Origin of the sequence: Paractinoplanes maris, from assembly GCF_023544465.1 — a bacterium.
Taxonomy (GTDB): domain Bacteria; phylum Actinomycetota; class Actinomycetes; order Mycobacteriales; family Micromonosporaceae; genus Actinoplanes; species Actinoplanes maris.
In genome coordinates, this window is record NZ_JALPVL010000002.1 from 114,463 (window position 1) to 127,376 (window position 12,914).

Annotated in this window: 10 protein-coding genes; 5 read left to right on the forward strand and 5 right to left on the reverse strand. The window is 69.5% G+C overall.

Annotation, left to right across the window (positions count from 1 at the left end):
• Positions 1-16: 16 nt before the first annotated feature.
• From sucD to icmB, 3 genes are all read right to left on the reverse strand, one after another.
• Positions 17-898 carry a succinate--CoA ligase subunit alpha gene (sucD, locus tag NAG42_RS05400; RefSeq protein ID WP_250028518.1) on the reverse strand — a complete coding sequence of 294 codons (882 nt, stop codon included), beginning with the start codon at positions 896-898 and terminating at the stop codon, positions 17-19.
• 2 nt (positions 899-900) lie between these two features.
• The gene (gene sucC / locus NAG42_RS05405; RefSeq protein ID WP_250028520.1) at positions 901-2,079 is read right to left on the reverse strand and encodes an ADP-forming succinate--CoA ligase subunit beta; all 1,179 of its coding nucleotides are present in this window, start codon (positions 2,077-2,079) and stop codon (positions 901-903) included.
• Positions 2,080-2,484: 405 nt separating this feature from the next.
• Positions 2,485-2,889, reverse strand: a complete 405-nt coding sequence (gene icmB, locus NAG42_RS05410; RefSeq protein ID WP_250028521.1) for a coenzyme B12-dependent isobutyryl CoA mutase small subunit — start codon at positions 2,887-2,889, stop codon at positions 2,485-2,487.
• 389 nt (positions 2,890-3,278) lie between these two features.
• Here icmB and NAG42_RS05415 point away from each other — a divergent pair, with 389 nt between their 5' ends.
• A complete protein-coding gene (locus NAG42_RS05415) occupies positions 3,279-4,016 on the forward strand; it encodes a M23 family metallopeptidase (RefSeq protein ID WP_250028523.1) in 738 nt (245 codons plus the stop codon).
• Between the two features lie 192 nt (positions 4,017-4,208).
• Positions 4,209-4,970: a M23 family metallopeptidase gene (locus NAG42_RS05420; protein ID WP_250028525.1), complete on the forward strand. Its 762-nt coding sequence runs from the start codon at positions 4,209-4,211 to the stop codon at positions 4,968-4,970.
• Here the strand turns inward: NAG42_RS05420 and pcrA are convergent.
• Positions 4,967-7,339, reverse strand: coding sequence for a DNA helicase PcrA (gene pcrA, locus NAG42_RS05425; RefSeq protein WP_250028527.1), 2,373 nt, complete (start codon positions 7,337-7,339; stop codon positions 4,967-4,969). The two genes, NAG42_RS05420 and pcrA, sit on opposite strands and share 4 nt — an antisense overlap.
• Before the next feature lie 188 nt (positions 7,340-7,527).
• Between pcrA and NAG42_RS05430 the strand changes: the two genes are divergently transcribed.
• Both NAG42_RS05430 and NAG42_RS05435 read left to right on the forward strand, forming a co-directional pair.
• A complete protein-coding gene (locus tag NAG42_RS05430) occupies positions 7,528-9,375 on the forward strand; it encodes a bifunctional metallophosphatase/5'-nucleotidase (protein ID WP_250028528.1) in 1,848 nt (615 codons plus the stop codon).
• Positions 9,376-9,693: 318 nt separating this feature from the next.
• Positions 9,694-9,993, forward strand: coding sequence for a chorismate mutase (locus tag NAG42_RS05435; RefSeq protein WP_250028530.1), 300 nt, complete (start codon positions 9,694-9,696; stop codon positions 9,991-9,993).
• Between the two features lie 4 nt (positions 9,994-9,997).
• Here the strand turns inward: NAG42_RS05435 and NAG42_RS05440 are convergent, their stop codons facing one another.
• Entirely contained in the window at positions 9,998-10,552 is a 555-nt protein-coding gene (locus tag NAG42_RS05440) for a hypothetical protein (protein ID WP_250028532.1), read from the reverse strand.
• 145 nt (positions 10,553-10,697) lie between these two features.
• Between NAG42_RS05440 and NAG42_RS05445 the strand changes: the two genes are divergently transcribed.
• Positions 10,698-12,914, forward strand: a complete 2,217-nt coding sequence (locus tag NAG42_RS05445; protein ID WP_250028533.1) for a helix-turn-helix domain-containing protein — start codon at positions 10,698-10,700, stop codon at positions 12,912-12,914.

Consider the following 12,914-nt stretch of genomic DNA (forward strand, 5'->3'; position numbering starts at 1 on the left):
GATCGGTCGTGCGTGCTCAGCTCATGACCTCACGCATGAGGCGAGCGGTCTCGCTCGGCGTCTTGCCGACCTTGACCCCCGCGGCCTCGAGCGCTTCCTTCTTGGCGTCCGCGGTGCCCGCGGAACCCGAGATGATCGCGCCGGCGTGGCCCATGGTCTTGCCGGGCGGGGCGGTGAAGCCGGCGATGTAGCCCACCACCGGCTTGGTGACGTTCGCCTTGATGAACTCGGCGGCCCGCTCCTCGGCGTCGCCACCGATCTCACCGATCATGACGATCGCGTCGGTGTCGGGGTCGTCCTGGAACGCCTTGAGGGCGTCGATGTGCGTGGTGCCGATGACCGGGTCGCCGCCGATGCCGACCGCGGTCGAGAAGCCGAAGTCGCGCAGCTCGTACATCAGCTGGTAGGTCAGCGTGCCGCTCTTGCTGACCAGACCGATGCGGCCGCCCGGGGTGATGTCGGCCGGGATGATGCCGGCGTTGCTGGCACCGGGCGACGCGATGCCCGGGCAGTTCGGGCCGATGATCCGGGTCTTCTGGCCGCGGTCCACGTTGTAGGCCCAGGCGGCCGCGCTGTCCTGCACGGGGACGCCCTCGGTGATGACGACGGCCAGCGGGATCTCGGCGTCGATCGCCTCGACGATCGCGGCCTTGGTGAACGCCGGCGGCACGAAGATGACCGACACGTCGGCGCCGGTCTCCTTCATCGCCTCGCTGACGCTCGCGAAGACCGGAAGCGACGTACCGTCGAAGTCGACCGTCGTGCCGGCCTTGCGCGGGTTCACGCCACCGACCACATTGGTGCCCGCGGCCAGCATGCGCCGGGTGTGCTTCGAGCCTTCGGAGCCGGTCATGCCCTGGACGATGACCTTGGAGTCCTTGGTGAGCCAGATAGCCATGATTACTTCCCCGCAGCCGCAAGCTCGGCGGCCCGAGCGGCCGCTCCGTCCATCGTGTCCACCCGCTCGACCAGCGGGTTGTTCGCGCCGTCGAGGATGGCCCGGCCCGCCTCGGCGTTGTTGCCGTCGAGGCGTACCACGAGCGGCTTGGTGACCGTCTCGCCGCGCTCGGTGAGCAGGGCGAGGGCCTGGATGATGCCGTTGGCGACCTCGTCGCAGGCGGTGATGCCGCCGAAGACGTTGACGAAGACCGACTTCACGGCCGGGTCGCCGAGCACGATCTCGAGACCGTTGGCCATCACCTGGGCGCTGGCGCCACCGCCGATGTCGAGGAAGTTGGCCGGCTTGACGTTGCCGTGCTGCTCGCCGGCGTAGGCGACCACGTCGAGAGTGGACATGACCAGGCCCGCGCCGTTGCCGATGATGCCGACCTCGCCGTCGAGCTTGACGTAGTTGAGGTTCTTGGCCTTGGCCGCCTGCTCCAGCGGGTCGACCGCGGACTGGTCGACCAGCGCCTCGTGGTCGGGGTGCCGGAACGCCGCGTTCTCGTCCAGCGTGATCTTGGCGTCGAGCAGGAGCACCCGGCCGTCGCCGACCTTGGCCAGCGGGTTGACCTCGACCAGCGTGGCGTCCTCGGCCACGAAGGCCTGCCAGAGCTTCACCGCGATGTCGACGATCTGCTCGGCGACCTCGGCCGGATACTGCGCCGCGGCGACGATCTCGCGGGCCTTCGCCTCGTCGACACCCTTGCTGGCGTCGATGGCGATCTTGGCAACCCGGTCCGGCTGCTCCTCGGCGACCGTCTCGATCTCCATGCCGCCGGCGACGCTGGCGATGCAGAGGAAGGTGCGGTTGGCCCGGTCGAGCAGGTAGGAGAAGTAGTACTCCTCCTTGATGTCGGCCGTCTCGGCCAGCATCACCTTGTGAACCGTGTGGCCCTTGATGTCCATGCCCAGGATGTCGGTCGCGCGGGCCTCGGCCTCGTCCGCACCGTCGGCCAGCTTGACGCCGCCCGCCTTGCCCCGGCCACCGACCTTGACCTGCGCCTTGACGACGACCTTGCCGCCGAGCCGCTCGGCGATCGCCCGAGCCTCCTGCGGGGTCTCGGCGACGCCACCGCCCAGCACGGGCAGCCCGTGCCGTTCGAAGAGGTCGCGCCCCTGATATTCGAACAGGTCCACGTGTCTCCTTTCGCTCGCGACGCCAAGCGCCGGCAAGCCGCACCATTGCGTCCCGACCTGTGTGCGCGGCGGCCGTTGAAGGCGTCGCCGGCGTGAAGAATGTCCGGCCCTGCGGGCCGTCAATCGCAGAGTAGCGACCCGAGCTGCCTCTTCGGAGGCGCGGGTGCACGGTGTGCAAGACCGCACACCTGGGACCGGTGGGGCGGCTGCGGAAAATGAGCCGTAACCCCGCTCCCGAGCCGTCGTTGAGAGGGGTGTCGGAACGCTGAGGCGCATCGGCAAGCAGGCGGCCGATGCCCTGTCGGTCGAGGGGTGGCGGCGGGGCATCGTGCATGGAGGGGCCGGACGTGTGAGGGGTGCGTCCGGCCTCTCCCCTTGCCTATTGACTCTCAACGTCCGGGCTGGTCACGCCACTGGTGACGAGACATTGGCGCGTACCCATTCGATGATGGACGCGGTAGTCGCACCCGGCGTGAATATGCGGGCGACTCCGAGCTTTTCCAATTCGGCGATGTCGTCGGCCGGGATGATGCCACCGCCGAATACCACGATGTCGGCCGCGTCACGCTGCGCGAGCAACTCGACGACGCGGCGGAACAATGTCATGTGCGCCCCGGACAGAACGGACAATCCGATCGCGTCCGCATCCTCCTGGACAGCAGTCTCGACAATCTGCTCCGGCGTCTGATGCAGGCCGGTGTAGACGACCTCCATACCGGCGTCGCGCAGCGCTCGGGCCACCACCTTGGCCCCGCGGTCGTGCCCGTCCAGCCCCGGCTTCGCCACGACCACCCTGATCCGTGCTTGCATCCTGACCCTCCGAGCCACTGACCGCACTGTCACCTGAACGAACGGTAACCCGACGGGGCCGCCGGGAGGTAGACGCCGCCCCGATCACATGATCACCTGCGGTCACCGAAACTGTATTCTGCGTCACCTCACTATCTGCTTTGAATGCCATTACTCCGCGTGCGCGAACACTTCTTCAAGAAAGCCCGCTAATTCGGACATCTACTGCGCAATGAGGACCCGGAACTGTCAGCGATTTGGCGCTGCGACTTGTGACACGGCAGGGGTTTGGCTACCGTGGCTCCCGGCTGTCAACCAGTTAACTCTGATCTGACAGCGCGGACCGGCTCGATTCACCGAAAGTTCGGCTTCGAGAACGCCGCACCTATGCCACCGACGGAGGGTTGTTCGTGCGCCAGCGCTTGTCGTCTGAGCCCGATCGTTATCGCGGTCGTCGCCGCGTCCCCACCCCTCCGCGCAGCCGCTACGCCGTCGCCGTCACGTCCGCCTTCGTCGGAGCGGGCGTCGTTGCTCTGGGCGCCTCCAACATGCCCGACGCCAAGCAGGTCGACCCCCAGGCCCTTCAGGGTCTCGGCGGCAACCAGGCGGCGGTGCAGGCACTGGCCGAGCGTGACGCCGACACCGGCGCCGCCTCGCGTGGCGACAGCCGTGACGCGGCATCCAAGACCAAGGTGAGCGCCGCCGAGGCCGCGGCCGACGTCTGGCTGCTCCCCCTCGAGGAATACACGTTCACCTCGGGCTACGGCGTCCGGTGGGAGAAACTGCACGCGGGCATCGACCTGGCCGCCCCCGAGGGCCTGCCGTTCAAGTCGATCCACGCCGGCAAGGTCACCCAGGCGGGCTACTTCGGCGCCTACGGCTACTCGATCACGGTCGAGGACGACGAGGGCAACGAGGTCATCTACGCCCACTCCCGCCGCGTGCTGGTCAAGAAGGGCGACGTCGTCAAGGCCGGTCAGGTCATCGGCCAGGTCGGCAACACCGGCGCCTCGTACGGCACCCACCTGCACCTCGAGATTCACGTCAAGGGCGCCCCCACCGACCCGATCCCCTTCCTGCGCCAGCGCGGCGTCGACATCAAGCTCCAGGTCGAGTCGGTCTTCGCCGGCATCGCCGCTGCTTCCTGAGTCACTCCCCTCGCGCCGCTGACGGTTATCTACCCGTCCGCGAACGGTCAAACCGTCGCCAATAGGGTGATCCCCCGCATGGGCGCTCGGTTGCAACTCGGTTGAACCGGGCCGCACCTCCCTCAAGATCTCCTCGGACGGGCCGACAGGCAGATGTCGGTGAGCCGTTTTGCGTCTGGGAGGTCGTACCGCGTGGCATCTCGAGCCGAAACCCGTTCCGCCGGGCGTCACCGCCCGGGCCCGGCCGGACGGCACCGTGCGCCGCGCACTTCTCCGCTCGCGCCGCTCGCCTCCGGCCGGGGTCGCACCGTACTGCTGACGGCCGCCCTCGGCGGCGCCCTCGCCACCGGAGTGGCCGGTGGCACCGCCGCTGCCGCCGCCGACAAGCAGCCCGCTCCAGCCGGCCTGGTCACGGCCTCACCGGCGCCCGAGCCCGACGCCGCCGCTCTCGTGCCCACCGGCCCGTGGAAGCCGCCGGCCGCCGGGACAGCCTCCGCCGCCCCCCTGAAGCTCAAGAAGCACGTAGTGGCCACCGTCAAGAAGCCGGTGGCGGCGGCCTGGGTCAACCCGAACCCGAGCGGCCGGGTGACCTCCTGTTATGGCGAGCGCTGGGGCCGGCTGCACGCGGGTGTCGACATCGCCGGGCCGGACGGCTCACCGATCCTGTCCGCCGGTGACGGTGTCGTGGTGCGGGCGGGCGCGGCGCAGGGCTACGGGAACGCCGTCCTCATCGACCACGGCAACGGCTACCTCACCCACTACGGCCACATGTCGGCCGTGCACGTGCGGGAGGGCCAGCGGGTCGAGGCCGGCGAGCAGATCGGCGACGAGGGCTCCACCGGCCACTCCACCGGGCCGCACCTGCACTTCGAGGTGCACCAGGGTTACTACAAGAACCCGATCGAGCCCACCGCGTGGTTGCTCGAGCGGGGTGTCAGCGTGCCGGGCTGTTAGATCTTCTCGATCGGCGCGTGCCGCAGGATCAGCCACATCACCTGGTCGCCGAAGTCGATCTGGGCCCGGGCACCGGGGCCCTGCCCCTCGACGGTGACCACCCGGCCGAGGCCGTAGCGCTGATGGTTGACGCGGTCGCCGGCCGACACCTTGGGAGCCTGCGGCAGCTCGCTGGCCGTCGACAGCTTGCTGGCGTCGATGCCGAGCCGGCTCGCCAGCTGCTGCGCCTTCGGCGTACCCCCGGCGAAGCCGCCCCCGCGGGACCGGTCGCCGCCACCGCGACCACCCACGCCGCCACCGGTGCCCGACCATGAGGTGTAGGAGCCGGCCGTGCGCTCCCAGCGGACCAGCTCGGGCGGCAACTCGTCGGTGAAGCGCGAGGGTGGGTTGTATTGCGGCTGCCCCCACGCGCCCCGGGTGACCGCGCGCGAGAGATAGAGCCGCTGGCGGGCCCGGGTGATGCCCACATAGGCCAGCCGGCGCTCCTCCTCGAGCTCGTTGTTGTCACCGAGCGCGCGGGTGTGCGGGAAGACGCCGTCCTCCAGACCGGTCAGGAAGACGACCGGGAACTCCAGCCCCTTGGCGGTGTGCAGCGTCATCAGCGTGACCACGCCCTGGTGCTCGGGGTCGTCGTTGGGCAGCTGGTCGGCGTCGGCCACCAGAGCCACCTGCTCGAGGAAGCCGGCCAGGGTGGCAGCCGGCGCCTCGTCGTCCTCGTCGGCCTGGGCCTCGACGCGCTCGGTGTACTCCCGGGCGACGCTCACCAGCTCCTGCAGATTTTCCACCCGGCCCTGGTCCTGCGGGTCGAGGCTCTCCTCCAGCTCGGAGAGCAGCCCGGAACGCTGCAGAGCCACCTCGAGCACCTCCTCGGGCGGGGAGGTGGTCGACAGCTCGCGCAGGTCGTCGAGGAGCTGGACGAAGTCGGTGACGCTGTTGGCCGCGCGGGCCGAGATGCCGGGTGCGTCCTTCACCCGGCGCAGGGCCTGGCCGAACGAGATGCGGTCGCGGCTCGACAACGCCTCGATGCAGGCCTCGGCCCGGTCGCCGATGCCCCGCTTGGGGGTGTTGAGCACGCGGCGGATGCTCACCGTGTCGTCGTCGTTGACCACCGAGCGCAGGTAGGCCAGCGCGTCGCGGACCTCTTTGCGCTCGTAGAACCGGACGCCGCCGACCACCTTGTAGGGCAGGCCGACGCGGATGAACACCTCTTCGAAGACGCGGGACTGGGCGTTGGTGCGATAGAAGACCGCCACGTCTCCCGGGCGCACGTCACCCTTGTCGCTCAACCGGTCGATCTCGCGGGCCACCCAGTCGGCCTCGGCGTGCTCGGTGTCGGCCACGTAGCCGACGATCTGCTCGCCCGCGCCCTGGTCGCTCCAGAGCCGCTTGGGCTTGCGGGAGGTGTTGCGGTCGATCACCGCGTTGGCCGCGGACAGGATCGTCTGGGTGGAGCGGTAGTTCTGCTCGAGCAGGATCGTGCGGGCGTCGGGATAGTCGCGCTCGAACTCGAGGATGTTGCGGATGGTCGCGCCGCGGAAGGCGTAGATCGACTGGTCGGCGTCACCGACGACGCACAGCTCGGCCGGCTCGACCTCGCCGCCCTTAACCCCGACGAGCTCTTTGACCAGCATGTACTGCGCGTGGTTGGTGTCCTGGTATTCGTCGACCATGACGTGGCGGAAGCGGCGACGATAGGCCTCGGCGACGTGCGGATGCGACTGGAAGAGGTGGACGGTGGCCATGATGATGTCGTCGAAGTCGAGTGCGTGGGCCTCCCGGAGGCGGCGCTGATAAAGCTCGTACGCCTCGGCGACGGCCCGCTCGTTGGGGCCCTTGGCCTTCTCCTTGAACTCCTCGGGCTCGACCAGCTCGTTCTTCAGGTTGGAGACCTGGGCGGCCAGACTGCGCGCGGAATACCGTTTCGGGTCGAGGTCGAGCTCGCGGATCACCAGCGTCATGAGGCGGCGCGAGTCGTCGGCGTCGTAGATCGAGAACGTGCTCTTGAGCCCGGCGTGCTCGTGCTCGGCGCGCAGGATACGCACGCAGGCCGAGTGGAAGGTCGACACCCACATCAGCCGCGCGCGCGGGCCGACGAGATGGGCGACCCGCTCCTTCATCTCGCCGGCGGCCTTGTTGGTGAACGTGATCGCGATGATCTGGCCGGGATGGACGTCCCGCTCGGCCAGCAGATAGGCGATGCGATGGGTGAGCACCCGGGTCTTGCCCGAGCCGGCGCCGGCCACGATCAGCAGCGGCGAGCCGGCGTGGGTCACGGCATCGCGCTGGGGGCCGTTGAGGCCGGTCAGCAGGGCCTCGGGATCGTGTCTCGGGCGGGGCCGGGACTCGGCGGGCTGGCGCGTCGCGGGCATGGCGAACAGCGTGCCGTCAGGGGTTTCAGAAGTAGGTCGCATCGCGGGGGCAAGTCTATGCCGACCCCCCGACAAGAAACTCCCGCCGCACAGACACCTTCTCGTTGTCCACAGGTGGTAGCGCGCACCAGCATCGATGCATCAGGCTGTCGGAGTTCACCGGACACTCAATCGGGAGATCGAACACCATGGACCGTTCCCGTCGCCGGGTCGTGCTGCGTCACCTCGCCGCACCGGCTCTGGCCCTGGCCGTGGTCGCCGCGTTGTCGCCGGCCACCGGCTTCACCCAGCCCGCGGCGGCCGCGCCGCCCGAGTTCCAGCCGGTCGGTGTCAGTTCCGGGTCCACCGGCGCGACCGTCAAGGGCCAGTTCCTGAGCTACAACGACTTCCACGGCGCGATCGACCCGCCCGGTGGCAGTGGCGCGGTGGTCAACGCGGCCGGCACGTCCACCCCCGCCGGGGGCGTGGAATACCTGGCGACGTATCTCAAGAAGCTGCGGGCCGAGGCCAAGACCGAGGGCCGTCAGACGGTGACCGTGGGCGCCGGTGACCTCATCGGGGCGACCCCGCTGGTCAGTGCCGCGTTCCACGACGAGCCGACCATCGAGCTGATGAACCAGATCGGCCTGCAGGTGAGCTCGGTCGGCAACCACGAGTTCGACGAGGGGGTCACCGAGCTGCTCCGCATGCAGCGCGGCGGCTGCCACCCGACCGACGGCTGCCAGGACGGCGACGGTTTCGGCGGCGCCAAGTTCAACTACCTCGCGGCCAACACGATCAACAAGAAGACCGGCCTGCCGATCCTGCCGCCGATCGACATCAAGCTGATCAAGGGTGTCCCGGTCGGCTTCGTCGGCCTGACGCTCGAGGGCACCGCGGCGATCGTCAACCCGGCCGGCATCAAGGACGTGCGCTTCGCCGACGAGGTCGAGACGGCCAACAAGTGGAGCAACGTGCTCAAGCTGCTCGGCGTCAAGGCGCAGGTGTTGCTGGTGCACGAGGGCGGCTCGCAGGGCACAGCCACGCCGACCCCCGGGGTGAGCGACTGCACCGGCTTCACCGGTCCGATCGTGCCGATCGTGGCCGGGCTCAACCCCGAGTTCGGGCTGGTCGTCTCCGGTCACACCCACCGGTTCTACTCCTGCGAGCTGCCCAACAAGAAGGGCACCTCGGTCGTCACCAGCGCCGGCACCAACGGTCAGCTGGTCACCGACATCGACTGGTCGATCGACCGGCGCACCGGCCGGTTCGCCGACATCACCGCCAAGAACGTGATCGTCCAGAACGGCGTGCCCGACGGCAACGGCGGCTGGCTGCGCGACGCCAACGGCGTCTTCGTCAAGAATCCGGCGACGGCCGACCCGGACGCCAAGAAGATCGCCGACAAATACCGGACGGCGGTCGCCCCGATCGCCAACCGGATCGTCGGGCGCATCACGGCCGACATCACCCGCACCGCGACGCCGGCCGGCGAGAGCCCGCTCGGTGACGTGATCGCGGACGCTCAGCTGGCCCGGACCACGGGCGCCGGCGCGCAGATCGCGCTGATGAACCCGGGCGGCATCCGGGCCGACTTCGACGCCGAGGCGTCAGCCGGCGGCGAGGCGACCGGCGAGGTCACGTACGGCGAGGCGTTCACCGTGCAGCCGTTCAACAACCTCGTGGTCACCCAGGCCTTCACCGGGGCCCAGCTCAAAGAGGCACTGGAGCAGCAGTTCGCGGGTTACAACGGCCAGACGACGACCAAGATCCTTCAGGTGTCGGCCGGCTTCACCTACACGTGGAGCGCCTCGGCCCCGCTCGGCTCCAAGATCTCGGCGCTGGCCCTGAACGGCACCCCGGTCGACCCCGCCGCGTCCTACCAGGTCACCACCAACGACTTCCTGGCCAACGGTGGCGACGGCTTCTCGGCGCTGACCGCCGGCACGGGCCGCGTCACCGCACCCGGCTTCGACGTCGACGCCCTGGTGGCCTATCTGGGCGCGGGCGACCCGGTCGCGCCCGGCCCGGCCAACCGCATCTCCACCACCGGCTGATCACCCCGCCGGCCGCCCGGCCTCGGCCGGGCGGCCGGCGTCGGCCCACTTCCGCAGGTGGCGGTCCGTCGAACGCCGCGCCGGAGCGGGTGGTGGCGTCCCACGGATCGGGCGGTTTCCTTGCGTAGCCGTTCCGGGCGGGGGCATACTCGGCAACGTGATCCAGCAGGCGCGATTTTATGGCTACGGCACCGGAGTCCCGGCGACCGTAGGCCGCGTCTGAACGACAGACCTACATCAAGCCCCGGGCTTCACCGCCCGGGGCTTGATGCTGCCCGGGCCGGGTCGACCGGGGCGCAAGCACCCGAGGAGCACGACATGAGCGCCGACGCCACCGACGTGATGGACCAGAACACCGGGGCCGGCGAGCCGCTGGCCGCCGACGAGATCCGCGCGATGCGCGAGCGGATCGACGAGATCGACCAGCAGCTCATCGACCTGTGGCTGGAGCGGGCCCGCCTCTCCCAGACGGTCGGCAGGACCCGCATGGCCAGCGGCGGCACCCGCCTGGTCCTCTCCCGCGAACGCGAAATCGTCGAACGCTTCCGCGAGGCCCTCGGCCCCGACGGCGCCCAGGTGGCCCTGATGATCCTCCGCGCCGGCCGCGGCCCCCTCTGACCCTTCAACAGGTGGGCAGGCCGTTCGGCGGGGTGTCACCGGGGTTCTTCGGCAAAGTCGTCCAGAGGTCCGGGATCCAGCGGCCGTTGGTCAGCTTGTCCCAGACCGCCCAGGTGCTCGGCTGACCGGGCGCTGGGTCCTTGTCGGTCACCGATTCGCCGTGCCGTTCCTGGCACACCACACCCACGACCGTGCCGTCCAGATAGCCGTCGGCGAAGTGCGCACCCCGACCGGCCTGCGGATAGGTGAAGACGCCGTCCGAGCCGGAGTTGACGATGCGTGCCCACACCGGCGGAGCAGACGTGGTCGCCCCGGCCGAGATCTGCGGCTGCGGTTGCGGTGCGCCGCGCCCCTGCCGGTCGAGCGCGACACCGGCGATCACCGTGCCGACGACAGCGGCCACGGCGGCCAAGGTCCCCAGGACCCCCGGGTTGCCGATGGTGATCTTCGAGTTCTTGATCTGACTGATCTGGTGACCGTCGCGCCCGATCCCACCCTGGGGCGGGGTCACGGGTCGCCGCGCCGGCTTGCGCCTCGGCTGCTTGGTCGATGTCGTCATCGCACACCTCCTCAAGTGTCCAGCCTGACGGGAATGAGCGTCGCGACTGTCCCCCGAGGGACAACCAAGGTCAGGTTCGCGTCGCTGACCAGGGTGATGACCCTCGATCAGGCGAGACGAACAGGGAACACCGCATACTGGACAGGTGAGCCGTGAGGGCACGGAGGGGGTCCAGTCGCCCTCCGCGCTGCGCGACTTCTTCGCCGAGCTTCGCGAACTGGCTCGCGTCCGCGAGGGCTCGGTTGTCTCGGGCCGCGAGATCGCGAATCGTGCGAACCTGTCCCCGTCGCACACCCATCGTGTGCTGACTGGAGTAAAGGTGCCCAGCGTCGAGTTCGCCGAGGCCATGGTGCGCGCGCTGGGTGGCTCCGCGCTTCAGCTGAGCCGGGCGAAGGCCCTCGTCGAGGCTGCTCCACGGCCGGAACCCGGTCCCGCCAAGCCGTCGGACCTGCCCGAGGAGACCCGGGCTTTCGCCGGACGCGTGGACTATCTCCACGCGATCTCCGCCGCGTCCGAGACCCACGGCCGCCTTCTGGTCACCGGAACCGGTGGCATGGGAAAAAGCTGGCTCGTCTCGCGGTGGGCCCATCAGAACGCCCGGCGCTTCGGCTCCGGTCAGCTCTACGCCGACCTGCACGGCTTCGACGACGCGGTGCAGCCCACGATGCCGGAAGAGCTCATCGAGGAGTTCCTGCTGGCCCTCGGCGTGACCAAGCTGCCGGACAGCGCACCACGCCGGGCCGCGCTCTACCGACGTCTGACCAACCGCAGGATGCTGGTGGTTCTGGACAACGCCGCTGACGCGACACAGGTACGAGCCCTGCTCCCGGGCCGAGGGTCCACGCTGCTGGTGACCAGCCGCAACGACCTGACCGATCTCCAGGTGCACCACGGAGCTCGTCGCATCGTCCTCGACCCGATGACCGACGGCGAGGCTCTTGACCTGATGATCATCCGGCTCGGCCGGGGTCGCGTCGAGAGCGAGTCCGAGGCGGCTACCGAGATCGTCAAGGCATGCGCCGGACATCCACTCGCACTCAGCATCGTCGCCGCGCGCCTGGAGACCTATCCGGACTGGTCACTGGCGTCGCTCGCCGCTGAGCTCGGCAACGACGACCGCAGGCTGCGGGTTCTCGACCGGTTGGCGACAGTGCTGTCCTGGTCCGACCGATTCGATCCGCCGATGCGCCGAGCAATGTGTCTGCTGAGCACCGCACCGGTCACCGAGCTCGGTGTCGACGCGGTCGCGGCGCTGCTCGGCATGCCGGCGCGAGACGTCGACGACTGCCTCCGCGAATTCGAAGGCGCCGGCCTGCTCCAGAGGAAAGCCGACTCCCGATACTTCATGCACCCTCTCGTCCGCCTGTACTGGATGCACCAGACGCCGGAGGTGCTCGGTGACGACGCCGCGCAGGCGGCGGTACGACGGCTCGTCGACTTCCTCCTGCACTCAGCTTTCGACGGCGAACGTCTGCTGTCACCGCAGCGCCCGGCCATCACGCTCACCGATACGACCCGCGATGTGCGACCGGCCCCTCTGAGGACGGCGGCGGAGGCTATGGGCTGGTTCGACGCCGAAGGCACGACGCTCCTCGCCATGCAACGGGCCGCCGCCGAACGTGACTGGGACAGCGCAGTCTGGCAGCTGGCCTGGTCGATGGACGACTATCTCTATCGACGAGGACTGGCGGAACCACACCGGCGGGCGTGGCGTCTCGGGCTCGAAGCGGCCGAACGGCTCGGCGTCGCCCGGATCGTCGCCCTCGCCCACCTGTGCCTCGGCCGGGTCTCGAGGGAGGTCCACCACCTCGAACGGGCACTCCGGCTGATCCCGGACGACGACCTCGCCAGCCGAGCACAGGCTCACCGGGTGATGGCGCTGATCCTCGAGTCGGCAACGGAGACACGCCGATCGCTGCACCACGCCATCGCGGCGCTTCGCCTGTTCCGGGTGCTCGGCCTGCCCGTCTGGGAGGCCGTCCAGCTCAACGCGATCGGCGAACAGGTGGCGGGGATCGGTCATCCGGACACGGGACGTGAGCTCTGCCGGCGGGCCTTGGACCTTCACCAGCGGCACCACCACCGCCCGGGCGAGGCGGCGACCGAGGACGGTCTCGGAACCGTCGAGAAGCACGCTGGTGCGATCGAAGCGGCCAAGAACCACTACGAGCGCGCCATCGAGATCTACCTGGAGATCGGCAACGACTCGTCCGCGGCCGACACCCTCGGCCGGCTCGGGGAGATGATCGCGGACACCGACGGCGCCGAGGGCGAGCGGGTACTGCGGCGGGCTCTTCGGCTCTTCCGCGAACAGCGCCGGATGGGTGAGGCCGACCGGATCCGCAAGTTGATGCGCCGCTGA

Bases quoted from the DNA above. Each gene is read 5' to 3' on its own strand.
- sucD (WP_250028518.1), bottom strand. From the start codon at position 898: ATGGCTATCTGGCTCACCAAGGACTCCAAGGTCATCGTCCAGGGCATG.
- icmB (WP_250028521.1), bottom strand. From the start codon at position 2,889: ATGCAAGCACGGATCAGGGTGGTCGTGGCGAAGCCGGGGCTGGACGGG.
- pcrA (WP_250028527.1), bottom strand. From the start codon at position 7,339: ATGCCCGCGACGCGCCAGCCCGCCGAGTCCCGGCCCCGCCCGAGACAC.
- NAG42_RS05430 (WP_250028528.1), top strand. From the start codon at position 7,528: ATGGACCGTTCCCGTCGCCGGGTCGTGCTGCGTCACCTCGCCGCACCG.
- NAG42_RS05435 (WP_250028530.1), top strand. From the start codon at position 9,694: ATGAGCGCCGACGCCACCGACGTGATGGACCAGAACACCGGGGCCGGC.
- NAG42_RS05440 (WP_250028532.1), bottom strand. From the start codon at position 10,552: ATGACGACATCGACCAAGCAGCCGAGGCGCAAGCCGGCGCGGCGACCC.